Annotated in this window: 19 protein-coding genes and 1 pseudogene; 15 read left to right on the forward strand and 5 right to left on the reverse strand. The window is 46.4% G+C overall.

All coding sequences use genetic code 11. The features are described 5' to 3' along the window. The first annotated feature begins 25 nt into the window (after positions 1-25). From R7O12_RS03105 to R7O12_RS03115, 3 genes are all read left to right on the forward strand, one after another. Positions 26-3541, forward strand: a complete 3516-nt coding sequence (locus tag R7O12_RS03105; RefSeq protein WP_206959027.1) for a hypothetical protein — start codon at positions 26-28, stop codon at positions 3539-3541. A 9-nt stretch (positions 3542-3550) separates the two neighbouring features. Next, on the forward strand, positions 3551-4456 hold the full coding sequence (locus R7O12_RS03110; RefSeq protein ID WP_206959025.1) for an OmpA family protein: 906 nt from the start codon (positions 3551-3553) through the stop codon (positions 4454-4456). Between the two features lie 97 nt (positions 4457-4553). Then, entirely contained in the window at positions 4554-5402 is an 849-nt protein-coding gene (locus R7O12_RS03115) for a mechanosensitive ion channel family protein (protein ID WP_005375171.1), read from the forward strand. Positions 5403-5497: 95 nt separating this feature from the next. Here R7O12_RS03115 and fhuB read toward each other — a convergent pair whose 3' ends face one another. From fhuB to R7O12_RS03135, 4 genes are read right to left on the reverse strand one after another with little or no spacing between them, the layout of a single operon-like run. Next, entirely contained in the window at positions 5498-7465 is a 1968-nt protein-coding gene (fhuB, locus tag R7O12_RS03120; RefSeq protein WP_206959023.1) for a Fe(3+)-hydroxamate ABC transporter permease FhuB, read from the reverse strand. After that, positions 7462-8391 carry an iron-siderophore ABC transporter substrate-binding protein gene (locus R7O12_RS03125; RefSeq protein WP_318125613.1) on the reverse strand — a complete coding sequence of 310 codons (930 nt, stop codon included), beginning with the start codon at positions 8389-8391 and terminating at the stop codon, positions 7462-7464. The genes fhuB and R7O12_RS03125 overlap by 4 nt, the downstream gene beginning before the upstream one ends. Further along, positions 8382-9167: an ABC transporter ATP-binding protein gene (locus R7O12_RS03130; protein ID WP_017635311.1), complete on the reverse strand. Its 786-nt coding sequence runs from the start codon at positions 9165-9167 to the stop codon at positions 8382-8384. Before R7O12_RS03130 ends, R7O12_RS03125 begins: the two co-directional genes overlap by 10 nt. Positions 9168-9218: 51 nt before the next feature. Beyond that, positions 9219-11321, reverse strand: a complete 2103-nt coding sequence (locus R7O12_RS03135) for a TonB-dependent siderophore receptor (protein ID WP_017635310.1) — start codon at positions 11319-11321, stop codon at positions 9219-9221. Positions 11322-11466: 145 nt separating this feature from the next. Between R7O12_RS03135 and R7O12_RS03140 the strand changes: the two genes are divergently transcribed. The 6 genes from R7O12_RS03140 (at position 11467) to R7O12_RS03165 (ending at position 18632) form a co-directional block, all read left to right on the forward strand. After that, positions 11467-13320, forward strand: coding sequence for an ABC transporter ATP-binding protein (locus tag R7O12_RS03140; protein ID WP_033906862.1), 1854 nt, complete (start codon positions 11467-11469; stop codon positions 13318-13320). A 237-nt stretch (positions 13321-13557) separates the two neighbouring features. Then, complete coding sequence (locus R7O12_RS03145; RefSeq protein ID WP_053304026.1) at positions 13558-14592, forward strand: DUF4118 domain-containing protein; 1035 nt, start codon at positions 13558-13560, stop codon at positions 14590-14592. Then, entirely contained in the window at positions 14589-15287 is a 699-nt protein-coding gene (locus R7O12_RS03150; RefSeq protein WP_062730914.1) for a response regulator transcription factor, read from the forward strand. The genes R7O12_RS03145 and R7O12_RS03150 overlap by 4 nt, the downstream gene beginning before the upstream one ends. A gap of 151 nt (positions 15288-15438) precedes the next feature. Further along, a complete protein-coding gene (locus R7O12_RS03155) occupies positions 15439-16092 on the forward strand; it encodes a potassium channel family protein (protein WP_005375180.1) in 654 nt (217 codons plus the stop codon). A 1-nt stretch (position 16093) separates the two neighbouring features. Further along, positions 16094-17458: a TrkH family potassium uptake protein gene (locus R7O12_RS03160; protein ID WP_262636381.1), complete on the forward strand. Its 1365-nt coding sequence runs from the start codon at positions 16094-16096 to the stop codon at positions 17456-17458. A 247-nt stretch (positions 17459-17705) separates the two neighbouring features. Next, positions 17706-18632 (forward strand): LysR substrate-binding domain-containing protein, encoded by a 927-nt coding sequence (locus R7O12_RS03165; protein WP_005392445.1) that lies wholly within the window; start codon positions 17706-17708, stop codon positions 18630-18632. A gap of 94 nt (positions 18633-18726) precedes the next feature. Here R7O12_RS03165 and R7O12_RS03170 read toward each other — a convergent pair whose 3' ends face one another. Continuing rightward, positions 18727-20463, reverse strand: a complete 1737-nt coding sequence (locus R7O12_RS03170) for a BCCT family transporter (protein ID WP_238762408.1) — start codon at positions 20461-20463, stop codon at positions 18727-18729. Positions 20464-20782: 319 nt separating this feature from the next. On the opposite strand from R7O12_RS03170, the gene R7O12_RS03175 reads away from it, so the two are divergent. The 6 genes and pseudogenes from R7O12_RS03175 to R7O12_RS03200 all read left to right on the forward strand — a co-directional run bounded on the left by R7O12_RS03175 (position 20783) and on the right by R7O12_RS03200 (position 26660). After that, entirely contained in the window at positions 20783-21970 is a 1188-nt protein-coding gene (locus R7O12_RS03175) for an aromatic ring-hydroxylating oxygenase subunit alpha (RefSeq protein ID WP_053307899.1), read from the forward strand. 1 nt (position 21971) lies between these two features. After that, positions 21972-23408: an aldehyde dehydrogenase family protein gene (locus tag R7O12_RS03180; protein ID WP_238762410.1), complete on the forward strand. Its 1437-nt coding sequence runs from the start codon at positions 21972-21974 to the stop codon at positions 23406-23408. 142 nt (positions 23409-23550) lie between these two features. Next, a pseudogene (locus R7O12_RS03185) lies at positions 23551-23712 on the forward strand (rubredoxin); the annotation flags it as partial. Then, the gene (locus tag R7O12_RS03190; protein WP_238762438.1) at positions 23701-24984 is read left to right on the forward strand and encodes an NAD(P)/FAD-dependent oxidoreductase; all 1284 of its coding nucleotides are present in this window, start codon (positions 23701-23703) and stop codon (positions 24982-24984) included. The pseudogene R7O12_RS03185 and the gene R7O12_RS03190, both read left to right, overlap by 12 nt. 12 nt (positions 24985-24996) lie before the next feature. Continuing rightward, positions 24997-26313, forward strand: coding sequence for an NAD(P)/FAD-dependent oxidoreductase (locus R7O12_RS03195; protein WP_005385877.1), 1317 nt, complete (start codon positions 24997-24999; stop codon positions 26311-26313). Beyond that, on the forward strand, positions 26310-26660 hold the full coding sequence (locus R7O12_RS03200) for an ethanolamine utilization protein EutQ (RefSeq protein WP_017635301.1): 351 nt from the start codon (positions 26310-26312) through the stop codon (positions 26658-26660). Before R7O12_RS03195 ends, R7O12_RS03200 begins: the two co-directional genes overlap by 4 nt. The last annotated feature ends 81 nt before the right edge of the window (positions 26661-26741 follow it).

Here is a 26741-nt window from a genome sequence, read left to right on the forward strand (position 1 = left end):
ACTCAAGCGGTTAAGCAGGATTATTATGATTAGATTTAGACAATCAAAACTGACAATGTGTATCGCGGCTGCGTTGCCAATACTTTCGTACGCGAAAGACACCAGCCAATTGGAGAAACTTGACAGTGACTCACTGGGTATTGAAGTAAAAGCTCACGAACAAACGGATAACTCGCGTATCTACCTAGACCAAGGTGCGATTTGGGTAAGCCGCGACATCATGCGATTTGACCCGGTACTTGACCTGAGCATTAGCAGCGATGTTGAAGTGAAAGATGGCAAGCCATTGCAAGAGATGAGCTTTGCTATCACAACCAACTTCAGCTACTACGTTGACCATTACCAACTGGAAGTCTTCCGTGGTGGTGACCGTGGCTTGGTTGACCCTTTAGCAGTGGTTGAAGGTCAGCAATTTGCCAACGATTTCAACATTGTTTGGGATGGCGCGACCGACCAAGAGTATCAATTTGAATCCAACACACAGCTGTTGTTCCGTTTAAAAGCCTTCGATAAAGACGGCAACATGGACGTGACGACGGTTGGTGTGATTGACCTTGTCGAGCCAGATTCTGAAGTCGATATCGACAAGAACGACGGTGAAGAAGAGCAAAGCCGCAAGCTTGGTAAAGCTCAGTTGATGCGTCACAACATTCCAACCTCTGCGGGTCTGGCAAGATTCATGGGTACGGGACTAAAAGGCGTCGATAAAGTCGTGATTGGCGAAGACGAGTTTGATGTGGAAGAGGGCGAGTTATACGCAGAACAGTACTTGCCAGCAGATGCGTATCTCTTCCCTACTCGTGTAGTATTCGACAGCGGTGAAGAGCGTCGCTACCAACTGTACGTGCGTATTCCTGATGAGTATTGGGTACAAGCAGGTCTTGCGGATTTCTACATCGGTAAAAACAAAGTGACGGGCAACTCCGCCGCATTAGCCGTCGACGAGCAATACCAAGATGACATCTATAACCAAGGACGCTTGGCGTACTTTGGTCAGGGTAAATTTGGCGACAAACTCAGAGTTACCACTCACTTTGATACTAAAGAGAGTGACGTGCGAGACATGTTTAAGAACCCGTTTGCCTCTGACTCATCCAGCGTATTCGACATTCTCGAAGACGACGATGAGATGTATTACGGCAACTATGGTGACAGTTCCAACATCTACAAAGTGGTAAATACCAAAGGTAAGGTTTACCTCAACGTTGAGTACGACAAATCCAATGTGTTGTGGGGTAACTACAACACTGGCATTACTGGCACCGACAACAACGATTACAACCGTAGCTTATACGGCTTTAAAGGTGACTACCGTACTCGTTCAACCACCAAGTTTGGTGAAGATCGTCTAAACATTGTTGGCTTTGCGGCTGAATCTGATTCACTCTTCGCTCACGATGAATTCCTAGGTACTGGTGGTTCGTTGTACTTCTTGCGTCATGGTGAAGTGGTACCGGGCAGTGACAAAGTGATGGTGAAAGTTGTCGACCCAGACAGCAGCATCACTGTGCAAGAAATGCCGCTGCAATCGGGGCGTGACTATGAAATCGACCCATACCAAGGCCGCATTATTCTGACCAGACCGCTGAACAACATCATTTCGGATAACTTTGGTGATGTGATAAACGACCAACCGAGTTCAGGATACAAAAACTATCTTGCGGTGGACTATGAATACGTCCCTCAAGGCAGTGACGCGCTTGACGCAATGACCGCTGGTGGTCGTGTGAAAGGTTGGGTGAACGACTACATCGGTGTGGGTGCAAACTACCAAACCGAAGAAAAAGACAACCAAGATTACGAAGCGTACGGCACGGACTTAACCTTGCGTGCATCTGAAGGGACGTACTTAAAAGCCGAATTCGGACACAGTAAAGGTCGTCAAACCGATTCCAACTACGTTTCTTTCGATGGCGGTTTAACCTTTACCCCAATTGGCAGCAACGCGGAAGATCGTGAAGGTGATATCTACCAAGTGAAAGGGGTGATGAACCTTTACGACTTAGCTCCTAACGTATTCTCTGCGGTGGGTAACGACGTTAAAGCTTGGTACAAATCCAAAGACGCAGGTTACAGTTTTGCTAGCCAAGATGATGACTTAGAGCAAGAGTCTTACGGTACCGAAATTCGTTTCCAAGCCACTGACCGAGTTGCTGTTAAGACGCGCTTTACCTCGGTTGAAGAGCGTGAATCCGATGGTGATTTGCGAACGGATACCCAGCAAGCGGAATTGGAAACCCAAGTTAAAGTCACCAAACACATCAAGATCTCGGCAGCGGGTAAACAAGTTGAAGAGCTAAACAACCAAGATGAAAAAGGCAAAGGCACGTTAGCGGGTCTGCGTGCTGACTACATCTGGGACAGCGACAACAACGTGTACATCAAAGGTCAGAAAACCGTAGGCCAAACAGACGAATACGACGAGAACGACAGCGTCACGCTCGGTGGTGAAACGCGAATTCTAGAAGACTTTGTGGTTGGCGCGGAATACACCACGGGTGATCGCGGCGATGCCGCAGAAGCGAGCGTGACGTATGACGTAACGGAAGATTACAGCACCTACTTAACCTACGTAGACGACACTTACGAAGGCAAAAACAACGTGATTGTCGGTCAACGTGCAGACCTGACTTCAACCGTCGATTTCTACCAAGAAAACCAATTTGTAGATGAGAACAACGGCAAAGGTCGTATTGACTCGTTTGGTTTTGGTTACGACATGAACGACGACATCGACATGGGGATTGGCTATCAAAAAGGCGAAATTGAAGACGACCAGAAGATCACCACAGAGCGCCAAGCCGTGAGTGTGAGCACATCCATCGATGTCGATGACGTATTGTTCAAGAACAAAGTCGAGTACCGTGTCGACAAGACCGATGATTCCGCAGACCCAGATAAAAAACGTGTCGACCAATGGGTGACGACTAACCGTTACACACATCATCTAACGGAAGAGTACACCTTGTTTGGTAAGTTCAACTACTCACGCTCAGAGAGCAAATCGAGCGATAAAGTGTTGGCTCGTTTTATTGAGTCGACCGCAGGTTTAGCATATCGCCCAATCTACAACGACCGTTTGAACGTACTTTCTCGTTATACGTATTTGGTGGACTTCGACCAACTTAACCGCGATGTGGATTACAAAGATGAAGAAAGCCACATCATCGAAATCGAAGGTATCTACTCGTTGGATGCAAACTGGGATTTAGGCGCGAAATACGCTTATAAGGACAAGCATGAAATCTTCACTCGTCAGTCAGGCGAAGACATTCCAGTCGACAGTAAAATTTCTCTCTACGGTTTGAGTGCCTCTTACCGTGTTATGAAAGATTGGGACGTGACTGGTGAGTACCACTGGAAGACGGACAGCACCTACGACGAGTTAGAGCAGGGAGCATTGGTTTCGGTTAACAAACATTTGAGCGACAACTTCAAAGTCGGCGTGGGTTACAACTTCTCAGGCTTTGATGGCAATCTAGCGAATGATGACGATTACGATGCATCAGGCGTGTTCATTAACCTAGTTGGTAAGTTATAAGAGGGCGATATGAAAACGACGATTCGTTTGTTAAGCGGCATGATCGCAGGGGCAATATTGGCAGGTTGTTCGGCGGATGCGTATGTAAGCCAAGAGAACCGAGAAAAGTTTGCCGATGTCAATGTCTCCAAGTTTCTGATCAGTGAATGTTTGGCACCGCAACGCGAAATCCATATTGCGGTAGCCGAGCATTTCGACTTCGATAAATCCATCATTCGTGAAGCCGATGCGGCAAGCCTAGGTGCGTTCATCCGTGATATTCAAGGCTTGAGCGGACGCATCACGATTGTTGGTCACACCGATTTTAAAGGCTCTGACGAATATAACGAGAAGCTGTCTATGCGACGCGCTGAATCGGTAGAAGCGTACCTTCAGCAGCAACTCGACCCAGAGCAATACGATTGGGAAGTGAAGCACTTTGGTGAGTCGCAGCCGCTAGCGTTGGGTAAATCGGATCAAGCTCGTGCTGAAAACCGTCGTGCTTACGTGATGTTTGAAGAGGCGAAGAAGTACGAAGAGATGCCTTTCTGTGAGCCGCCAAAACCAGAACGTAAGATCTACATGGCGATGACACCACACTTCGATTTCGATAAGTCGGAATTAAAACCGGAAGACCTTTCACAATTAGATGATTTCATCGCAAAACTGCAAGGTTTAGAAGGTAGCATTATGGTGGCTGGTCATACCGACCAAGTGGGTTCGCTCTCTTATAATGAACAATTGGCGGAGCGAAGAGCGCAAACCGTGGTGGCGTATCTCAAGACGAAACTCGATCCATCGCAGTTTGTGTGGGAAGTAAAAGCCTTTGGTGAGCTTCAACCTGTGATCAACGAAGAATCTCCAGAAGCCAATGCTTTAAACCGCCGTGCGTTTATCGTATTTAAAGAGAGTGAACTGGGGCTACCGACTGAATAATTTGGTAAGGTTGTCCTCTCGCAAGCTAGCTATCTGTTTTCTGAGCGATATTTAGCATGAAAGGTCAACCTATCTAAACCAAACAGGGAGTCGGGTAATGGAGAAAGTGCAGTTAGTCGTCGATTTTCTTCTCACTCATAAATTGATTTTTACCGCACTGATCTTTGCGATTATGTGGTTAATTCGTCGTGCAATTTTATCGATGATTCGTGGTGATCACGCTTTTCTCTCAGAAGATCAGCGTAGTTGGATGTCTAGAACTAAAAATGGCACCTTTGCTGTTACATTACTGATTTTATTTATTTTATGGCAATCAGAAATTAACGAGTTTGCTCTGAGTGTAACGGCGATTGCCGTTGCCATTGTAGTGGCATCCAAAGAAATCATTTTGTGTTTTACGGGTTCGATTCAAAGAGCAAGTTCGCGTTCTTTTCGCGTTGGAGACTGGATTGAGGTCGGGAAGTTGTGTGGTGAAGTGATTGAGCACAATATGATGGCGACGGTGATTCAAGAGATCGACCTGCATCACGGGCAATATCATTACACCGGCAAAACAGCGACATTGCCTAATAGTATGTTCTTTACCTATCCAGTAAAGAACCTCAACTTCATGAAGCGGTACGTTTACCACAACTTTTCTGTAGTGGTGAAAGACTTCGTCAATTTGTATCCACTGTTACCGATTTTAACTGATAAAATTGAAGAACATTGCAGTTACTTTGCTGATGTTGCACATCGTTACAATGCGATGATTGAAAAACATGCCGGTGTTGACCTTCCTGGTTCTGAGCCACATATGCATATTTCTAGCAACATTAATGGTGAACAAATTCTGCACGTGATGATTTTCTGCCCAACCGATAAAGCGAACCACTTAGAGCACTTAATTCGTAAGGACTTTATGGAACTTTATGAGCAACGTTTTCCTGTAGTGCGAGAAGAATAGAGCATCGTACTTCGCCTTTAATTTCAAACCCCGCTATCAAAATAGCGGGGTTTGTTTTTCTTAGCGTATTTTTAGGCTGTAACAATATTCCCAACTTAGCTGAATTTACTCTTCAGCATTAAAAATAGGAAGTAAGTGCTGCCTATAATAGCGACCAACGTGCCAGCTGCGACCTGACTTGGATAAATAGCGATTTGTCCTAGCCAATCTGCCCACAACATTAGGGTTGCGCCAATTAAGGCACCGACACACAGTTGCTCTTTCACTTTTCTTGCTCCTAACATCATCGCCATATGGGGAGCGACCAAGCCAACAAAAGATATTGGACCAACTGTAGCGGTAGAAAAGGCGCATAACAAAGCAACGATGGTGAGCATAAGCGTATTGGCTACGGTAGGGTTAAGCCCTCGTGCATTTGAGAATTGTCGCCCGATGGAAATTAGTGTTAGCCAACGAGAAATCGAGAATACAGCGGCAACCAGAACTATTATGGCCAAACATAGCATCAGTGCGGTGTCGGCTGTGACTCGATAAATAGAACCAGTTAGCCACAATAAAATTTTGTAACTGTCACCTGAGCCTTGAGCTAGCGAAAATTGAACGAGGGCTTCTAATAGTGCCGTTAGTGCGATGCCGGACAACACGAAGTTAGATGGATTAAAATGGCTTCGTTTACCGATAATCAGCAATAACATCAATACGGACATACTTCCGAAAAAAGCGATACCCCAGCTAAATGCGGAGAGAAGCGACCCAGCGATGACTCCTGTCGTAATAATGGCAAACGTGGCTCCGGAAGACACACCGAGAATATCGGGACTTGCCAGAGGGTTATAAACAATGCGTTGCAAAATGATTCCGGCAACGGATAGCGCAATACCGACAGAAAGTGCGGTTAACATTCGCGGCCAACGCAATTGCCATTGGAACTCACCTGGCACAGACCATTGAATTCCGTTTATACCATGGGTAACGAATGAGTAAGCTAGAATCCCAACCAGACTGAATAGCGCAATGCTGCATACCGCGCGTTTAGAAAGCGCCGTTTTTCCTTGGCTCATTGAAAGGTTAAGTTGATCGGTTGCCGTCAGCTTTTTACGAGTAAACCAAATTAAAGCGGGAGCGCCAATAGCTGCAGCCGCTACGCCGCTAGGAATGGTTTCCTCTAACCATAAGCTCAGCGAGATAGCGGCAGAGTCTGTGATGATTAGTAGCATTGCGCCCAAAAGCATGCTGCTGATCAATTCGTCGCGCGGTGTTCTTGCCCCCATCGCTCTGGCAATATTGGGTGTCAGTAATCCGATGAAGCTGATAATACCAACTGCGGTGATGGAGGCGGATACCAGCCAAATACCCATCACCATTAACGCACCAAACGCGGGTAATACCGCTAAGCCTCGGGCTGCTGCGCCTTCTTGTCCTAGTTTCATTAAGGTCAGAATACGTGGTGCGACGATCAAAATTACGATTGCGATAGCGCAGCGAGGCAATAACCACTCAAACCAATCCCAGCTGTATTGAGAGAGGTCTCCTGCTCCCCACATAAAAATATTCTGTGCGAACTGGGCGTTTAAAATAATAATGGCTGTGGCGATAGAACCGAGCAAGATATTGATCACCATCCCCGAAACGACCAACGGCAAACCTGTCATATTACGCACACCGGCAATTGATACGATCAGGCCAAACGCCACTAAAGCCCCAAACATTGCGGCTAATGCAGAGTAATCGGCGACCCAATCGACGAACCAAATGTTTACCACGACTAATGCAAGCCAAGCACCAGAAGAGGTGCCAAGAGTCAACGGCGAGGTGAGGTTATTCTGCGTTAATTGCTGCATTAAGCTGCCGGTGAGACCAAGCATGGCACCAACAAGCAGGGTCATACTTAACCTAGGAAGCTGCGCTTGCGTAAAGAATACATCACGAAACTCGGTTGCTACCTCTGGTTTTGTTAATAATTGCCATTGTTCGAAAAGTGATAAATTAGTATCAATTTGTAGGCTAAAGACGCTAAGTAACGTAATCAGCGCCAGATAACCAATATAATGTTTCGTTCTCATTGTTCTGGTGCCAACTCTATTAGACTGTCGGTAATCGCTTCAGCGGTGTATTGCAAAGACATGGCACCGCCATACGCCCACACTGCTCTGACTGAATTTACCCGCTGCTTTTTCACAAACGGCATCGCTTGCCAAAGTGGCGACTCTTTCAGTTTTCGTTCTTCTGGGAAAGGTTGTACGTAGAGAACGTAGCTGTTTTGAAGGCCCTGAAGCCGATTGATTCGATCTTGCTTTACTCCCCACGCTCGTGGGTCCTCTTTAATTGGAGCCTGTAATCCCAGTTTTCTAACCACGTAGTCAGTGGTGGAGTTTTCGGTTGCAAGTAATACAGTATTCGGAGTTGAAAATCGCATCACAAGAACGCTGAGTGGAGAAGAGTAATAGTGGCGAATTCGCTGGCGCATCTGCGCAAATGAAGCATCTAATTCTGCCAGTTTCTGTTCAGCAAGTGCCTCTTTATTGAATAGCTTGCTGAGCGTACGAAAGTGACGAATGGCCGTTTCAGCTGCGGCCTCATTTTCAGAAAAATTAGGTAAATAGATTACCGGAGCAATTTGTTTGAGTAACGGAATCAAGTCTTGCTGTGGAGACGCAGCAAGGATGACATCTGGTTTCAAACTGGCTATTTTTTCTAAGTTGGGTTCTGCTCGGGTTCCAATATCTTCAATTGACTCTGGTGCAGTTGGATTGACGACCCATTGGCGGTAGCCTGGTAAATTTGGGGCTGCGATTGGTTCTACGTTTAGCGCCAAAACTTGTTCTAAGATGTCCCAGTTTAAGGCTACAACGCGTTGAGGCGCTTGCTCAAAACTATGCTCGCCATATTCATCGGTAACGGTGATGACTGCATGTGCATTGGTCATAAAAAATGCGAGGAGAAAAGCAGATTGTGTAACCACAGTACGTAAACGAGCTATTATGCGCATACAACAGCCACCTTTTGGCTCGCTAATGTGTTAGCCGGGCTTGGGTGTTCAATCAGCTTAATTGGTGACTCATATAGTTTAGAAAGGCGTGCCTCGTCTAACAACATGTCGGCGTTGCCTTCAAAGGCAATCTTACCTTTTTTGAGCGCAACAATGTGGGTGGCGTAGCGCAGTGCTAAGTTCAGATCGTGCAGGATCACGATAATGCCTACATTCTCGGTTCGATTCAGTTCTGCCAGCAGCGCCATTAGTTGAAACTGATGGTGAACATCGAGCGCCGAGGTTGGCTCATCGAGAATTAAAATTGGCGATTGTTGAGCCAGTAGCATAGACACCCAAGCACGTTGGCGCTCGCCGCCCGATAAGTCATCCGCCAAAGCTTGAGCAAAAGGTGTAACCCCTGTTCGTTCCATAGCCTGCGTGATGATCTGTTTGTCTTCAGCTTTCCAACGACCAAGTGCCCCACGCCACGGAAAGCGACCTAAGCGCACTAGCTCTTCTACCGTTAAACCAGCCGAAGAGGGCAGCTTTTGTGGCAAATAGGCGATCTGTTTTGCCAACTCTTTGGTTTTGAGTGATGAAAGGGAAGTATCGTTTAGTGTTACCGTGCCTTTATCTGGTGGCATTTGACCAGAAAGCAGGTTCACCAGTGTCGACTTACCTGAACCGTTATGGCCTAAAACGACCGTTAGCTCATTTGTTGGGATGTTAAGTTGTTCGATGCCGAGGATCTGACGTCCACCTCGCACGATCTCAATATTAGACAGTTGAAACATGGATGGCTCTTAGGAGAAAACTCCCCTCAATAGAGGGGAGTAGAAGTACAATTACCAGCGGTAGTTTGCGTTTAGCATAACAGAGCGAGACTGGCCGTAGTAACACCAGTAATCGCAACCTGAAACAAACTCTTTATCTAGGATGTTGTTCACGTTTAGCTGTGCTTGCCACTGTGAAGTGATGTCGTAAGTGACTGACGCATCCCAAAGAGTGACAGAAGGAACCGTTAGGTTCGAGCTCTTAGGGTTATCTTTTGACTCACCTACGTAGCGCACACCAGTACCGATATTGAGGCCTGGAATCAGGCTGTAGGCGCTGTAGTCTACCCATGCAGACGCTTGATGCTCAGGAATAAGTGCGGCTTGTTTTTTACCTTGGCCAAAGCTCTCATCTGTTTTCGCTTTAGTGTAGGTGTAGCTTGCCATCAGTTTTAGATCGTCGGTTAGCTGCGCCGTGCTTTCTAGCTCAATACCTTGAGATGTCACTTCACCTGTTTGTGTCGCAATCCATGTTGATGGGTTAGTGACCAACGCGTTCTTTTGCGTGATGTCGAACCATGCAAGGTTGATAAAGCCATCCATAAAGCTTGGCTCATACTTCACACCCACTTCTACTTGCTCGCCTTCCAGCGGTTTGTAAAGTTCATTGGTTGCCGCATCAATAGTGCTGATCACTTCAAACGACTGAGAGTAGTTTGCGTAAGGTGACAGGCCATTGTTTGCAAGGTACATCACACCCGCACTTAGAGAGAGCTGACCATCATCACGAGATTCACTTTGATCAACGGTAGCGCCTTTGCCAGAGTTTTCTGTTTTCACCCAGTCGTAACGAGCACCGATGTTACCAATCCACTGTTCATGCAGTTTCAATTGGTATTGTGAATAGAGACTTGCTTGAGATTTCTCAATCTCACGTTTCACGTTGTTGGCAGGATCAAGAGGGGTGAAGTTACCGTAAACTGGGTTCCACGGATTGATGGTGCCAAATGCGTAGTTGTCCTGCTCGTCGCCATCGGTTTTGTGGAATTGCAGATCCATACCGATAAGCACTGTGTGCTCTGCGTTGTCTGTCATCCAGTTGCCGACAGCATTGTTATCGAACGTGATGCTCTGGTTTTTTCCGTCACGGAATACGATGCCTTGCGTTAATTCTTCTTTCGCTGGATCGTTGTTTGAGAACGCGTAAGAGCTGCGCAAGTACAACTCATTCGAACCGTAGTTGAGGTTTTGCGAGAGTGACCACGTGTCATTGATGTCGTGCTCTAGTAAGTAACCCAGAGAAAACTGCGTGCGTTCGTATTTATCGTAGTTTGGCTGACCAAGGTTAGTCGAAGGATCGATTTTGCCAAAGTTAGAACCAATCAGAGTACCTGCTGCTGGGAAGAATGGGTTAGTTGGTACACCGTCATCACGAAGGTAAGTTGCCAAAACGGTCAGCATTGTACGGTCAGAAATGTCGAACTCGACACTTGGCGCTAGGTAGAAACGCTCGTTGTTTGTGCCGTCCAGTTCACCATCTTGGCTTGTCATCAAGCCAACCAAACGATAGCGCACAGTGCCTGCGTCGTTTGCTTCGTCAGCAATGTCAAAACCTACGGATTGGTGTTGGTTGTTGCCAACTTCGACTTTTACTTCGCCTTGAGGCGTAAACGTTGGTTTTTTCTGCACCGCATTCACGATACCGCCTGGTGCCGATTCACCAAACAGAATAGCCGATGGACCTTTAACGACTTCTACACTTTCTAGGCCGTAAGGTTCGACCAACCATGTGTAGTAACCATCGCGGAATAGGCGGTTGCCGTTTAGGTAAGTCGCTGCATCAAATCCACGAACTTTGAACCAATCAGTGTCGTTGTCTGCGCCATAAGGCTGAGCGGTTACACCAGACGTGTAGCGTAACGCTTCATCTAGTTTTTTCGGTGCACGAACACGAAGTTCATCTTCAGAAATGATAGATACGCTGCGCGGCGTTTCTGCTGCCGGGGTTTCTACTTTAAGTGCTTGCGCGGTGACCGTTATGGTCTCCATGGCAATCACGTCACCTTGTACGACGTCTTCTTGAGCTTGTGCTGTGAATGCAACCACTGCAGTAGGTGCTAAAGCACAAACCAACGCGTTGCGGATCGCGATGGTCAGTGAGTTATTCTTTTGCATAAATCTATTCCTGATAATTATGATTAACACTAAGCTTAATTGTAATTATTATCATTTGAGCTTTTGTTTCGGTATTTTACTGACTTTTGTATCAAAAGATAGTAAAACGTTCGCAAATTCATTCGCGGTACCTAAAGTCATTGTTATGTTCAATTGGTTTGAAAAACTGACCCAACCCTTTCCCCAGATGGAAACCGAAAAGCCACCGAAGACGCTATTTGGCTTTTGTCGTTTTTACACTCGTGGCTTTGAAGCCCCTTTACTCGTTATGGCTGTGTTCAGTGCGCTTATTGCCATTACTGAGGTGACGCTGTTGCGTTATATGGGCGAGCTCGTCGATATTCTCTCTAATCAAGATCGCGCAACATTCTGGCAAGACCAGGGTGATCGCATGCTAATGATGCTGTTCTTAGTGGCGGTTGTGATGCCAGCTCTCGGTTTTGTCCACTCAATGGTGATGCACCAAACGTTATTGGGTAACTACCCGATGTCTATCCGTTGGTTGATTCACCGTTACTTGCTAAAACAAGCGGTTGGATTTTTCCAGCGTGACTTTGCAGGCCGAGTTGCGACCAAAGTGATGCAAAGTGCGTTAGCGGTACGAGAAACGGTCATGAAGCTGGTGGATGTACTGGTTTATATCAGCGTTTATTTTCTTTCGATGCTCTGGATGATGGGCGAAGCTGATGGTTTGCTAATGTTGCCTATTGTGATTTGGATAGGAATGTACGCGGTTATCCAGTTCTACTTTATCCCTAAAATGAAACAAGTAGCGACGGAGCAAGCGGATGCTCGTTCTGTAATGACTGGGCGCATTGTCGATTCTTACACCAACATATCTACCGTAAAGCTATTCGCGCACTCGCAACGAGAGTTGGAATACGCAGAAAGCAGCATGAAGCAATTTTTGGTGACGGTTTACCGCCAAATGCGCATGGTGACTTGTTTACTGTTTAGTGTGGATGCCATCAACTATTTGCTGCTGATGTCTATTAGTGCCATTTCGGTTTATCTATGGCTAGATCACGCTGTAACAATTGGTGCTATTGCGATTGCCATCAGTATTGCATTGCGCGTACAAGGTATGTCGAAGTGGATCATGTGGGAAGTTAGCGCACTGTTTGAAAACATCGGTACAGTAGTAGACGGTATTAATACGATTTCAAACGATGTTGAAGTGAAAGACGTACCAAATGCTAAGCCTTTGCAAATCTCCCAAGGTGAGATCTGCTTTGATCACGTAGGTTTTAACTACAGTGACGAGAAGGCGGTATTTGAGAACTTGAACCTGACTATCAAACCGGGCGAAAAAGTCGGCATTGTCGGTCGTTCTGGGGCAGGTAAATCCACGTTGGTCAACTTGTTGCTGCGTTTTTACGACGTAAATACCGGTAAGATTTGTATTGATGGACAGGACATTTCTCAAGTCGAACAAGAGTCGCTTCGCCAACACATCGGTATGATCACGCAAGACACCTCTTTGCTGCATCGTTCAATTAAAGAGAACATTCTTTACGGTGATCCAGATGCTTCAATGGATGCCGTTATCGCAGCTGCTGAGAAAGCACATGCTCATGATTTCATTCAATCTCTACGAGACGAGCAAGGTAACGTTGGCTATGACGTTGAAGTGGGTGAACGCGGTGTGAAGCTGTCTGGTGGTCAGCGTCAACGTGTGGCGATTGCTCGCGTTCTGCTGAAAAACGCGCCAATTTTGATCATGGATGAAGCAACGTCTGCACTTGATTCAGAAGTAGAATCGGCAATTCAAGAAAACCTTGAAGTTCTGATGGAAGGAAAAACAGTGATTGCGATTGCTCACCGTTTATCAACGATTGCCGCGATGGATCGTTTGATTGTAATGGATGACGGCAAAATCATTGAGCAAGGCTCGCATTACGAGCTGCTGCAATTGGGTGGTGTTTACGCTCAGTTGTGGAAGCATCAAACCGGCGGATTTTTGTCTGAGCAAGGTGATGCTCAACTGCAAGTCATCTAATATGACGCTACACGAAAGAGGAGCAAATGCTCCTCTTTTTTGTGTCTGTCGTTTATACCGAGTAAGTAGGCGTTAATGGGCAACGTTAACTTGTGATTATTCATTGAGTTAGGCCAACTTAATGATGATTATGTTTATAACTCACTGTCGTTATTGAATTTTTTACGCTTTTTTTACGCGAACTCCGAATGGGCTTTTGCTAAAGTTTTCTACATCGAATTTTGGTTGATGTATTTTATGTTTGTTCAATGGCGAGATAACACCTCTCTCTTTTCTACTACCGTGATTGTTGGTGCGGTTGTCGTCTCATGGCTGTTAGACCAACTGTTTGGCTCTACAGCCGCAGTCCTGCTGATTTTACAGTTAGCGGTCGTGGTAGTGGCGTTTCAATGCAACTCGCGATTCGCTTATGCGGCGGCGGTGATCGAAGCGTTGAGCTTCAATTTCTTTTTCACGACGCCTCGTTACTCTTTGCAGATGTTTCGTCCGGAAGACATTTTTAATTTAGTCGTGTTTATGGTGGTGGCTTTTATCACCAGCACCTTTGCGGATCTTTATCGTCGGCAGCAGGGAGAGTTAAAACAAACCAAGCTGCAAAACAGCATCCTGCTATCGGTGTCCCATGACCTACGCACGCCGCTAGCAACCATTATTGGAACACTGACCACACTCAACGAGTACATGCCCAAGCTCGATGACTTAGAGCGTAAAGAATTGCTCGACAGTGCGACTTCAGAAAGCCATCGCTTGCATCAATATATCGAGAACCTCTTACAGGCGACTAAGCTCCAGCACGGCACATTAAAAATTACCAAAAAAGATGAGCCTATTGCGAATATTGTGCGGGATGCGGTTTCTCGTTTGCCGAATTACACCGAGAAAGTATCCATGAATATGGATGATGCCGTTGGCTATTTGTCAGTAAGTCGTTCGCTCATCGAACAAGCGATTTTTAATGTGCTGGATAATGCCATGCGATTTTCGCCAGAGAATGAATCTGTTGAGGTTTCACTTTCTAAGCAGGGTTCGTCGTGCGTGATTGATGTTCGGGACATGGGGATTGGCATCAAAGCTGAAGATGCGGAAAAAATATTCAACCTTTTCTATTCCGGCGCGAACAACAAATCGGCCGATTCAGGCACCGGAATGGGACTCGCGGTTGCCAAAGGCATCATCACCGCACACCAAGGATATATTCAATCTATGCCAGTATCAGAAGGGACGCTGATCCGCATTCGACTTCCACTCAATCAAGGAGCAGAGCAGGCGTGAGTTACAAAGTTTTAGTCGTGGACGATGAGCCTCGCATTCATACCTTTATTCGAATTTCGCTGTCTGCTGAAGGGTTTGATTACATTGGCGCGAGTACCATTGCAGAAGCCAAAGCGTGTTTCGAAGCGTATTCGCCGCACGTCATTCTGCTAGATTTAGGCTTGCCCGACGGCGATGGGGCGGAGTTTCTCACTACGCTTCGTCAGACGTATAAAACGCCAGTGCTAGTGCTGACAGCTCGCGATCAAGAAGAGGAAAAAATCCGCCTTTTAGAAGCAGGCGCGAATGATTACTTGAGCAAGCCTTTTGGCGTAAAAGAGCTCATCGCGCGCATCAAAGTGCTGGTTCGAGATTTGGTGGATGAGCAAACCGTCGCTGATGAGCTGGTGGCTGGCCGAGTCAAAATCATCAAAAGTACTCACCAATTTTGGTTGGATCAGAGGGAAATTCCACTCACCAAGAAAGAGTTTTCTTTCATTGAACAGTTGATTCTCAAGCCGGGAAAACTCATTGAGCAAACTCATTTGCTAGCGGTGATTTGGGGAAAAAGTCATGTCGAAGATACTCACTACTTACGTGTGTTAGTGAGTCAACTACGCAAAAAACTGAACGATAGTGCTGACGAACAGCGGCTATTAAAAACCGAGCCGGGGTTGGGTTATCGTTTAGTGCTAGAGGCGTCCAAGCACCACTAAATTCCAAATTTAATCAACGTTAATGCCAAGGTTTAGTGCTGGTTATCGGCACTCGAACAGGATTCGTGTTGCCTATTTTCCGTGACGGAAAATCAGTCTAACCCTTAACGCATTAGCATTTTCTATACATAAAACACAGTTAGGTATTGATATGGCTCACTTTACAGTAATTGGTCTAGGGCGATTTGGCGTTGCCGCCAGCTTAGAACTTATTCATCTTGGACACACCGTAACGGGGGTGGATAGCGACCCGAAAATCGTCGAAAAATACGTCGAAGAGTTAACGCAAGCGGTCATATGTGACGCAACAGACGAAGGTGCACTCAGAGAGTTAGCGTTAGCGAACAGTGATGTGGTGTTGGTGGCGATTGGCGAAGACATGCAAGCCAGTTTGTTGTGTACGCTGGCGCTGAAAAATCTGGGTGTGAAATCTATTTGGGTCAAAGCGAGCACCAAAGCACACCACACCATCGTGTCTAAGCTTGGTGTACAACGCATTATTCATCCGGAAGAGGAGATGGGCGTAAGAGTCGCGCAGGCACTCAACTATCCGATGGTGAACAACTATTTGGAAATGGGGCATGGTTTGTATGTGGTGGAAATCCACGTTAAATCCAATCTGCACGATACGCCGCTTTCTAAGTTGATCAGCCGAGGCAGTTACAACATTCAGCCTATCTTGGTGAAGCGCGAAGAAGCCGTCTACACCAATATCAATGATGAGTTTGTGCTTAATGAGTTCGACACGCTGTTGCTTTGCGGTAGTCGCGCTGAGCTGAAATACGTCGCTCCAAGGTTGGTGTAACATGGTTTTGTGGCATCCCTCTGTTATCCCAATCGAGCGAAAACCCAAAGCGGGCAAAAAATTGTTGGGCGCACCGCCATTAATACTTAGCCTCAGCTTTGCGTGCTTGATCATGCTCGGCACGGTCTTACTCAAACTGCCGATTGCCACCACAGAGCCCATCACTTGGATTCAAAGCCTGTTTACAGCAACATCGGCCATTACGGTGACGGGATTAGTTGTGGTGGACACGGGCACGGCGTTTACGCCTTTTGGGCAAGTGGTTATTGCTTTCCTGATTCAATGTGGTGGCCTAGGTTTGATGACGTTTGCTATCGTGACCTTGCTGGCTCTGGGCGGAAAAATTGGCTTTTTGGAGCGAGCAGTCGCGAGAGAGGCGTTCAACCAGACTGATTCATCGACACTCATTGCCACTGCTAAATCTGTATTGATGTTCGCTCTGCTCGTTGAACTTATTGGTTTCACTATTTTGAGCGTTTATTGGAGTGAAGAGCTAGGCTGGGAAACCAGTTTGTTCCATGGTTTCTTCTACACCATCAGTGCGTTTAACAATGCAGGTTTTGCGTTGAGTGCCGATAGCTTAATGCCTTACGTGGACGACCCGGTCGTTAACTTCACCATTACCAGTTTGTTCATTATTGGTGGTTTAGGCTTCTCGGTTTGGATTGACTTAAAACGCAATCGCCGTTGGCATCGACTCACCGTTTACAGTCGAATGATGATCTTAGGCACGATGATCATTAACGTGGTGGCACTTATCGCGATTTATCTGATTGAATATGACAACCCCAACACGCTTGCCCCGTTGAGCGAAGCAGGGAAATGGTGGGCATCGTGGTTTCAAGCGGTGACGCCAAGAACGGCAGGGTTCAACACTTTAGCTATCGATCAGTTGGAAGATGCCACAACGGCGATCATTCTGGTGTTGATGTTTATCGGCGGTGGATCATTGAGTACGGCAAGTGGCATTAAAGTTGTGACATTTATAGTGTTAGTCTTGGCGACTTACAGCTATTTGCGTCGCGATGAAGCAACCTATGCCTTTCAACGCGAGATTCCCAAAGAGACCATCAGCAAGGCATTGGCGCTGACTCTGATCTCGGTGGGGGGGACTTGGTTTGCCATATTCACGCTGTTACTGACAGAGAAAGCGTCTATGTTAGATATTATGTTCGAAGCGGTCTCGGCACTGGGTACGGTTGGGTTATCGCGAGGCTTAACGGGCAGTTTGTCCGAACCAGGTGAGTTAGTGATCATCTTCATGATGTTTATGGGACGATTAGGGCCTCTTACATTAGCGTACTTCTTAGCCAGTCCAAGAAAGAAAAAAGCGCGTTACGCGAGTACTAAACTGGCAATAGGGTAAATGGGCTAACTCGTACAAAGTGAGCAAAAGGCTAGGCAAAAGAGGAGTAACTGCTCCTCTTTTTGTGCTTGTTGTAGCCACGAAACTGTATACGGCAGTCTCTCTCACAACAATTTATGATTCATCTCTATTTTTTATCATTTATAAATTGTCGTTTTTGAGGTGTTGTCCAGAATGGCATTATCCACGTGCAACATAAGATTGCCGGGAATAAAAATAATTACAATACTGCCTTACTGGAAGATACATGAAAATCAAACCCCTCCCACCTTTAAATAGCCTCGTTGCGTTTGAAGCGTCGGCGCGGCACTTGAGTTTTACGTTAGCCGCTGACGAGCTAAACGTGACCCAAGGTGCTATCAGTCGCCAAATTAGACAATTAGAAGAATACTTAGGCAAGGCTATGTTCACGCGAGCCAATCGAAGCATTAATTTAACGCCTACAGGTCTTCAATATTATCAAGCTGTCAGCCAATCTTTGCTCGATATTGCTCAAATCACGGGTGAAGTGAAGAAGTGGCAGGGCGAACAAAAGATCACGGTTGCGACGACAAATGCAATGGCAGCCTTGTGGTTGTTGCCTAAGGTTGCTCAATTTCAAAATGAACATGATGACATCGATATAAGAATATTGGCCTCAGATAATGTGTTGGACTTACGCCGATTAGATTGCGATATCGCCTTGTTTTATTGTCGCACTCCACCTGCGGAAATGGACGTGACAACGCTATTTTCAGAAGAGGTATTCCCTGTGTGTAGCCCGCTTTATTTAGAGAAAATCGGCCAGCCTAGTGAGCCAGAAGAAATCTTCAATAAAACGTTACTCTATCTGGAAGAGTCTCAAAGAGATTGGGTGAATTGGGAGCAGTGGTTTGCGAGTGTAGGATTGCCAAATATTTCGCCTCGTAATCGCATGAACATCAATAACTATCCAATGCTGTTACAAGCGGCAATTAATGGTCAGGGAATCGCGTTAGCCTGGGGGTCATTAGTGGACGACTATTTACAAAGCGGTGCTTTAGTTAGGCCAGTCGAACACGTGCTTTCAACACCTTCCAATTTCTCTATGCTTGAACCTAAAAATAGAGGTTTAATCCCAGCCAGCGTCAAACGTTTTAGAGAATGGCTTTTGCATCAGTTGCCAGATGAGGTGGGTGATCGAGGTTTAGCCTAAATCAATAAGCAGAGAAAATAACAGAGTTTGGTCATGTTAAAAAGCGGGAGTACCAGTTCCCGCTTTGTTCTAATTGATTGGATGAAACGACGCACTAACTTAGTACTGGTCCCTGATTGAGTGTGGAATCATCTTTTAGTGAGGATGTTGAAGCGATAGGCTGGGAAGCCACTGTTTTGCTTTCAACAAGCGGTTCAACAGGACCATCAAGTTTCTCTTGCTCTGGGTGAACATGCTCAGGAAGCATTGCCCATGGCTTAGGTTCGCGTCGAATACTATGGAACAGCGTTAAGCTCATCACCGCGATAAAAATCGCGATAGGGAAGCCGGCAATAATGGAGGCCGTTTGCATTGCTTTTAACCCTCCGGCGTATAGAAGCACTCCCGCAATGGCGGCGATCATGAACCCCCACAATACGCGTATAGAGGTAGGAGGCTCACTGTGCCCAGCGGCATCGAGGGTACATAGAACCAAGGTACCCGAGTCTGCGGAGGTAATGAAATAAGTACCGAGTAATAGACACGCAAGCACGCTAAGTAGTTTACCAAACATACCTGTATCTAGATTGTCGAATAGCGTAAACAAAGCGCGTGTCGTATCGGCTTTAGTCGCTTCAAGAATCGGGCCGCCAGAAAAATCCGCAGGTGGTGTTTGTTTGGCTTCTTGTGCCGCAGTGACTTGCTCTTGATGAGCAACACGAGCGTCTTGCTCTACCTTTAACGCTGCGCCACCAAATACTGAAATCCATAAAAACGTGATCAGCGTAGGAACTATGAGAGCACCACCGATAAGCTCACGTATTGTGCGCCCTTTAGAGATACGAGCTACAAACATGCCAACGAAAGGTGCCCAAGTCATCCACCAAGGCCAGTAATAAGCCGTCCACCAGTTTTGCCAGCCAGAGTCATTCTGTGCATCGCTCCATAAGCTCATACCGACAATGTTTTGTGCATAAAGCCCCGTACTTTCGAGTAGCGTATTTAAGATATAGCGAGTTGGGCCAATGTAAAGTACGACCAGCACGAGTGCGAGTGAGAGCAGCATGTTCCATTCTGATAAACGGCGAATACCTTTCCCTACACCAGATAGCACCGATGCAACCGCACAAGTACAAAGGGAAACGATAATAAAGAGTTGAATCCCCAAACTAATGTCTAGACCAAAGGCTTGATTCAAACCAGAGTTTATTTGGATAACTCCCATCCCCAAGGTTTGAGAGATACCGAAAGCAGTCACCGCGACTGTTAGGATATCAACCGTGTGCCCGATAGGCCCATAAATACGATCGCCAATCAAAGGGTACAAGATAGAGCGTAGGGTAAAAGGCAGATCTTTACGGTAGGAAAAGTAGGCTAATGCGAGTGCAACAATAATAAAGACAGACCAAGGATGTAGACCCCAGTGAAAGAATGTCAGTTTCATTGATGTTGTTGCGGCTTCATTGGTCAGGCCTTGAGTAAATGGGTTGTCAGCGTAATGCCACATCGGTTCGGCGACCGACCAGAAAATTAAGCCTATCCCCATGCCTCCGGAAAAAAGCATGGATACCCAAGACAAATAACTAAACTCTGGTTTTTCGTCATCTTTACTCAAACGAATATGTCCATATCGACTAACCATAAGGTAAAGAAGAAAACCGACAACGAGTGAAACAAGTCCGATGTAAAACCACTTCATATTCTGCAGCAAAATGCCGGAAATCGTTTCGAAGTATTGGCCCGCTTGGTTGGCGAGAATGGCGCAGAAAAGTACAAAACCGATAACGACGATCTTTGATGCGATAGTCACAGTCGGATTGAGTCCTTTCAATATCCCAGATGTTGCTCTCATAGGCATCCCTCACAGTGCGTTTGTTTTAGCGTTATTGTTTGTTGCGTTATTGTTAATTTTTGAAAGAGAGTAGAGAGAGGGCTTTTGTGTTTCAACTGATTAATACTCATCGGTTAATGAGTATTAATCATGACAAGAAGATCATTGTTAATTAAAAGGTTATTTTTTTGTTCGAGATCAATGCATGAATGACAAAAACTCATCCAAGCCCGGCGAAAAAGTCGTTTGTTTGTTGCCGGGTTGTTAATCAAAATCATCTCCACTAACACAACACGATGTTGTACGCACTGGATGCAACTCGACTCTCGGAGATAAGAATATGAGCAATGTCAACCAAACCATTATTCCTGTTGAACTTGTTGATAATGTACTGAACCCAATCAGTGAAGCAACAGGAATGCCGAATCAGGCCTACACCAGCGAAGAGTATTTTACTTTTGAGCGTGATCAGGTGTTTGGTAACACTTGGGTATGTATTGGTTTTGCATCAGACCTGCTTAAAAATGGTTATGTGATGCCACTTGATTTCATGAATCTTCCACTACTCATGATGAGAAATCGCCAAGGTGAAGTCCAAGTTTTCCACAACGTATGTAGTCATCGTGGTATGAAGCTGGTGCATGAGGCAGGCGAAGTTCAAGGCATGATTCGCTGTCCTTACCATTCATGGACGTACGATCTTGACGGCAATCTAAAAGGCACACCACACATTGGTGGTATCGCAAAACACAAAGATGACCGATTTAAGTGTGAAAAACATGGCCTTAAGCCACTTCGTTCAGCCGTTTGGATGGACATGGTATTCGTCAACTTATCGGGCAATGCTGAAAGCTTTGAAGAGCATATCGCGCCGCTAGAGCAACGTTGGCAGCAATTCTTAGGTGAAGAAGGATTAGGGCTTCTTCGCCGCGTGAACATGGGTGGCAACTTAGAGATAGAAGTGAAAAGTAACTGGAAGCTTGCCGTAGAAAACTACTGTGAAGCTTACCACTTACCTTGGGTGCATCCGAGTTTGAACAGTTATTCTCGCCTAGAGGATCACTACAACATCATGTTTGCAGAGCGTTTCGCTGGCCAAGGTAGTCTCGCATACAACCTCTCTGATACTGCAGGTACACACTTACCTAAATTTCCAAGCTGGCCAGAAGATAAACTGCGTCATGCAGAATATGTTGCACTCTTTCCAAACGTGTTGCTTGGTATTCAAGCCGATCATGCCTTTGCAATGATGATTGAACCAATCACTGCGAATAAGAGTGTTGAGCACCTACGTGTTTTCTATGTGGGTGATGAAGCAACGAAAGATGAGTTCGCTGCGTGCCGTACTGCTACCGTTGAGTCATGGCGAGTCGTATTCGGCGAAGATATTGGAGCGGTCGAGGGCATGCAGGAAGGTCGTTACTCACCTGGCTTTGGTGGTGGTGTGTTCTCACCAGAAATGGATGTTCCTACGCATTTCTTCCAAACCTGGTTGGCAAAGCAAGTGAAAGCGGCACTGGAGCAGTAATATGATGCATTACCTTAATTATATTGATGGTGAGTGGTGCGATTCAGAGCAAGCGCTGACCGTCATTAACCCTGGCACAGCCGAAGCGTATGCGACGATTGCAGAAGCCACTATCACCAATGCAGATCGCGCAATGGCAGCGGCACGTCGAGTGGTCAATCAAGGTCTTCTTTCGGACGTTCGTCCAGCCGTCAGAACCGAGTGGATGTTAAAAGCCGCCGCGGCTATTCGTGAAATGGTTGATGAAGGTGGGCTAGTTGCCTGCCGTGAAAATGGGAAATCTTTGCAAGATGCCAAAGATGAGTTTTTAGAATCGGCACGTTACTTCGAATACTACGCTGGCATGGCCGACAAGCTGGAAGGCACGTCAATTCCGTTGGGTAAAGATTATGTCGATTTCACCCAATATGTGCCGTTTGGTGTGTCAGTGCAGATTGTGCCGTGGAATTTCCCAGTTTCTATTTGTGCACGCTCATTAGCACCTGCATTAGCTGCTGGTAACGCAGTGGTGATCAAATCGCCAGAGATTTCCCCACTAGCTATAACGTTGTTGATTAAAGCGATTGAAAAAGCGGGCTTCCCAAAAGGCACGATTAACTTGCTATGTGGCAAAGGCTCAGTCGTTGGCAGTCATTTGGTGCAGCACCAAGAGGTCGATCAAATTGTCTTTACGGGTTCTGTTCCAACTGGCCAACGCATCCTGCAAGATTCAGCGCAACGCGCTACTCCATCGGTGATGGAGCTGGGTGGTAAATCGGCTGCTATCGCGCTGAAAGATGCGAGCCTCGAAACACTTTTGAAAAGCGTTCAGGTCGGTATTTTCTTTAACGCTGGTCAAGTTTGTTCGGCAATGTCTCGTTTGCTAATTCAAAAAGAGCGTTATGAAGAAGTAAAAGCGGCGGTAGTGAAAATGGCGCAAGACCTAACCATTGGTCAAGGTGAAAGCCAGCCGGATATAACACCGTTGGTATCGGCTGATCAACAAGCGCGCGTGCTTGAAATGATAGAACAAGCAAAAGCCGACGGCGCGAACATCCTAACGGGTGGATACGCCCCTGATTTGTCGGGTTACTTTGTGGCACCGACGGTGATTGAAGCCTCACCAGATATGCGTATTGCTCAAGAAGAAGTGTTTGGCCCTGTACTGGTAATTACACCGTTTGAAACCGAGCAAGAGGCTGTTGAAATCGCGAATGGCACCGATTTTGGCCTGGTCGCTGGTGTCTTTGGTGAAAGCCTAAACCAAACATTGCGTGTGGCACAGCAACTGCGTGGTGGACAAGTGTTCATCAATGAATGGTTTGCTGGTGGCATCGAAACACCATTTGGTGGCGTGGGCTTGTCCGGGTTTGGGCGAGAAAAAGGACAAGAAGCGATTTATAGCTACGTCCAGACACGCAATATTGCCATTCGTTTGCAGCAAGACAGCAACGTATAGCTACCGTGTAACTGTATTTTCATCACCTCGTACCGGCTTGGATTTCAGACCACAAGCTAGGGCGAGGTTGATGGAATCACAACAAATCTGACAGCGGTTTGTAAACACGGAAATTCTGAACAAGGTAGTTGGAGTATAAGTGATGAGAAAGTGGCTCTGTATTATTTGCGGCTTAATCTATGATGAAGCACAAGGTTGGCCATCCGATGGCATTGCACCAGGAACAGCATGGGAAGATGTACCGGATGACTGGTTATGTCCTGACTGTTTAGTGGGTAAGGCCGATTTTGAAATGATCGAAATTACCGACGATGCGCCACTAGAAGAGGTTGCAGCGGTGTCTTCGGTGTCGGTAGAAGCGTCTGTTCAGCCAAATACGGCTCAGCCTCTTCCATCTGAAGTTACTCAACCTGTATTCTCAAATGACCCTATCGTTATCATCGGTAGTGGCCACAGTGGTTACCAGTTGGCGGCGGCACTTAGAGCACAATCCGAGACGGTTGCTATCACCGTCTTTACCGCTGATGATGGCGCTTTGTACAGCAAACCAGCATTGTCTAATGCACTGGTCATGAATAAAGACGGCGACGCGCTACAAAGTGAGAGCGCGTTGGAGTGGGAAAGCCGTCTCAATATCCGAGTTTACCCGCATACCCGTGTTGAACAGATCGATCGTGCCAATTCAACGTTACATACCTCCATCGGTAAATACGCCTACAGCCGCTTGGTACTGGCAACAGGTGCATCACCGATTGAAATCCCAATTGAGGGCGATCGCTCTTGGGTTATGAGTGTGAACGACTTAGTTGATTACCGCCGTTTCAGAGCGGAGCTGCAAGACAAAAAGCGCATCGCGATCCTAGGTGATGGCTTAATTGGCTGTGAGTTCGCAAATGATCTGATCGAAAGCGGTTATGAAGTAACAGTTATCGGGTTGGGTCAATGGCCAATGGAGCGTTTGATCCCGCAACAGTTGGGTGAATCATTACAAAGCGCACTTGCCGATCGAGGCGTGCAATGGGCTCTACAAGACAGTATCGCCAGAATCGAGCCAAGGTCCGAATCAAGCGCGGTTTTGCATCTAAACAGTGGCAAGCAGATTGAAGCAGACCTAGTGCTAAGCGCGGTTGGACTCAAGCCAAATGTTTCTCTGGCTGAGCGCGCGGGGCTTGAAGTAGGCCGGGGCATTAAAGTGAATCAATTCGGCCAGACGAGTGATGAGAATATTTACTCGCTAGGTGATTGTGTTGAAACTGATCACGGGTGGCAGCCCTATATTGCGCCGATTAATCAAATGATCCCTTCTGTAGCGAAAAGCTTGCTAGGCGATGTCGCCCCTATCTCGTTAACACCAACTCCAGTGATTGTAAAAACGCCGATTCTTCCACTCACGATTTTCCCGGTAGCCGCTGAAGAACAGGGACAATGGTACATCGAGACCCAAGCAGATGAATTGACCGCTGCGTTTTATTCACCAGAAGGAGCAATGCTCGGTTTTGCGTTGCTAGGAAGAAAAGTACAGTCATTACGCGGCCCTTGGCTAGATCAATTGTCATTGAAACTGTCAGTAGCGTAGCGGAGAAAAAAGATGATTCATTTACCCAATGATGACGTGACGTGTGGTTGGTACCATGCGTTGCCAAGTATTCCAGAAAAATCGGCGTTAAAAGGTAAACAAAGTGCTGACTATGCCGTGTTAGGTGCCGGTTTCGCAGGCCTAGCTATGGCAAGACGTTTAGCTGAACTTATGCCTAATGCACGAATTATACTGATTGATGCGCAACGTATCGGCCAAGGGGCTTCAGGAAGAAATTCGGGCTTTGTTATCGATTTGCCTCATAAGTTTTCACTTGAGCATCCCGACCCTGAGCACAAACAAAAGTTATTGTCGCTCAACCGTTCTGCGATTGCTCAGCTAAACACTTTAGTGTCGAAGCACAGTATTTCTTGTCAGTGGTCAGCAAAGGGCAAATATCAAGGAGCCGTAGGGGCGCGCGGTGAAGCGTATCTCGATCACTTTGAGCACCTAATGAAAGACCTTGGCGAACCATACTTCCATGTTAATGGCAGTGAGCTGGCGAAAGTCTTGGGAACCAACTACTACAGCCGCGCAATTTACACGCCAGGTGGTTATTTAATGCAACCTGCTGCTTTGGTGCGTGGGCTAGGGGAAAGCCTTCCAGAGAACGTCGAGGTGTTAGAGAACTCGCCAATCCGCAAGCTCAGTAAAGAAAACGGTTGCTGGGTACTACATGGAGATAGTGGCTCTGTTGAAACCCCTGAACTGCTGCTTGGGACCAGCATTTTTACTCGGGAGTTTGGTTATCTTAAAAACAGACTACTTCCAGTGATGACGTTTGCAAGCTGGACGCGTCCATTAACCGACGCAGAAATGCAACGATACGGAGGTGAGCTGAATTGGGGGTTAACTCCAGCTGATCATGCGGGAACGACGTTACGTATGACCGCCGATCGACGTATTTTGATCCGCAATACTTACAAACACGTGCCGAAATATGGCTCAAGCATGAACGATAAAGTCAGAGAACAAATTCGCGACGATCATCGTCAGGTCTTTCTGGCGCGTTATCCCGAGCTGGCCGACGTACCATTTACTCACACATGGGGTGGGGTGTATGCAATCTCTCGTAACTTTACTAACTTTTTCGGTCAATTAGATGAAGGTGTTTATGCCAGCGCTTGTGACAATGGTGTTGGTGCTGCGTGGGGAACCATTTCTGGAACACTGTTAGCTGACTATGTCGTTGGTGCGACATCTAAATCATTGGATGACATACAGCAAGTGACAGGAATGCCTTGTTTGAATCCGCCAGAGCCTTTTTTAGGTTTGGGAGTAAAAACGCGTATCCAATTAGCAAAATGGCAAAGCCGGAGTGAATTATGAAGCCAGTCAAACTTGTTGATAGTAAAAGTCTAGATTTCAATGTTCGTGGTGATACGCCAGGAATGGCGTATGTTGCCAGGGCGTTAAGCCCAGAAATTTCACCAAACATAGGCGTAGGCTTTGCTAAATGGGAAGGCGCTAAAGTGGCTTGGACAGTGCTTTATGATGAGGTTATTTTCGTGATTGAAGGCTGTTTCGAGCTGACCGCAAATGGTGAAACACATTTTGTGCACCCAGGTCAGATGCTGTGGATACCGGAAGGGACTGAATTGGTTTATGGTGGGCATGCTCTGTTCGGCTATGTGGTTCATCCAGGAAACTGGAAAGAGTTACATGGTATTGAATGACTTTTATCATTTAGTTGTGTTTCGGAAAGGCAAAATAAAAATCTGATTTTTAACCATAACTTTTCGCAAAAGAACTTAATC

This window comes from Vibrio sp. Vb1574, assembly GCF_033338675.1.

Bases quoted from the DNA above. Each gene is read 5' to 3' on its own strand.
- R7O12_RS03165 (WP_005392445.1), top strand. From the start codon at position 17,706: ATGAAAATCAAACCCCTCCCACCTTTAAATAGCCTCGTTGCGTTTGAA.
- R7O12_RS03115 (WP_005375171.1), top strand. From the start codon at position 4,554: ATGGAGAAAGTGCAGTTAGTCGTCGATTTTCTTCTCACTCATAAATTG.
- R7O12_RS03135 (WP_017635310.1), bottom strand. From the start codon at position 11,321: ATGCAAAAGAATAACTCACTGACCATCGCGATCCGCAACGCGTTGGTT.
- R7O12_RS03180 (WP_238762410.1), top strand. From the start codon at position 21,972: ATGATGCATTACCTTAATTATATTGATGGTGAGTGGTGCGATTCAGAG.
- R7O12_RS03200 (WP_017635301.1), top strand. From the start codon at position 26,310: ATGAAGCCAGTCAAACTTGTTGATAGTAAAAGTCTAGATTTCAATGTT.
- R7O12_RS03105 (WP_206959027.1), top strand. From the start codon at position 26: ATGATTAGATTTAGACAATCAAAACTGACAATGTGTATCGCGGCTGCG.
- R7O12_RS03125 (WP_318125613.1), bottom strand. From the start codon at position 8,391: ATGCGCATAATAGCTCGTTTACGTACTGTGGTTACACAATCTGCTTTT.
- R7O12_RS03145 (WP_053304026.1), top strand. From the start codon at position 13,558: ATGTTTGTTCAATGGCGAGATAACACCTCTCTCTTTTCTACTACCGTG.
- fhuB (WP_206959023.1), bottom strand. From the start codon at position 7,465: ATGAGAACGAAACATTATATTGGTTATCTGGCGCTGATTACGTTACTT.
- R7O12_RS03110 (WP_206959025.1), top strand. From the start codon at position 3,551: ATGAAAACGACGATTCGTTTGTTAAGCGGCATGATCGCAGGGGCAATA.
- R7O12_RS03140 (WP_033906862.1), top strand. From the start codon at position 11,467: ATGTTCAATTGGTTTGAAAAACTGACCCAACCCTTTCCCCAGATGGAA.
- R7O12_RS03160 (WP_262636381.1), top strand. From the start codon at position 16,094: ATGGTTTTGTGGCATCCCTCTGTTATCCCAATCGAGCGAAAACCCAAA.
- R7O12_RS03130 (WP_017635311.1), bottom strand. From the start codon at position 9,167: ATGTTTCAACTGTCTAATATTGAGATCGTGCGAGGTGGACGTCAGATC.
- R7O12_RS03195 (WP_005385877.1), top strand. From the start codon at position 24,997: ATGATTCATTTACCCAATGATGACGTGACGTGTGGTTGGTACCATGCG.
- R7O12_RS03155 (WP_005375180.1), top strand. From the start codon at position 15,439: ATGGCTCACTTTACAGTAATTGGTCTAGGGCGATTTGGCGTTGCCGCC.
- R7O12_RS03170 (WP_238762408.1), bottom strand. From the start codon at position 20,463: ATGAGAGCAACATCTGGGATATTGAAAGGACTCAATCCGACTGTGACT.
- R7O12_RS03175 (WP_053307899.1), top strand. From the start codon at position 20,783: ATGAGCAATGTCAACCAAACCATTATTCCTGTTGAACTTGTTGATAAT.
- R7O12_RS03190 (WP_238762438.1), top strand. From the start codon at position 23,701: ATGATCGAAATTACCGACGATGCGCCACTAGAAGAGGTTGCAGCGGTG.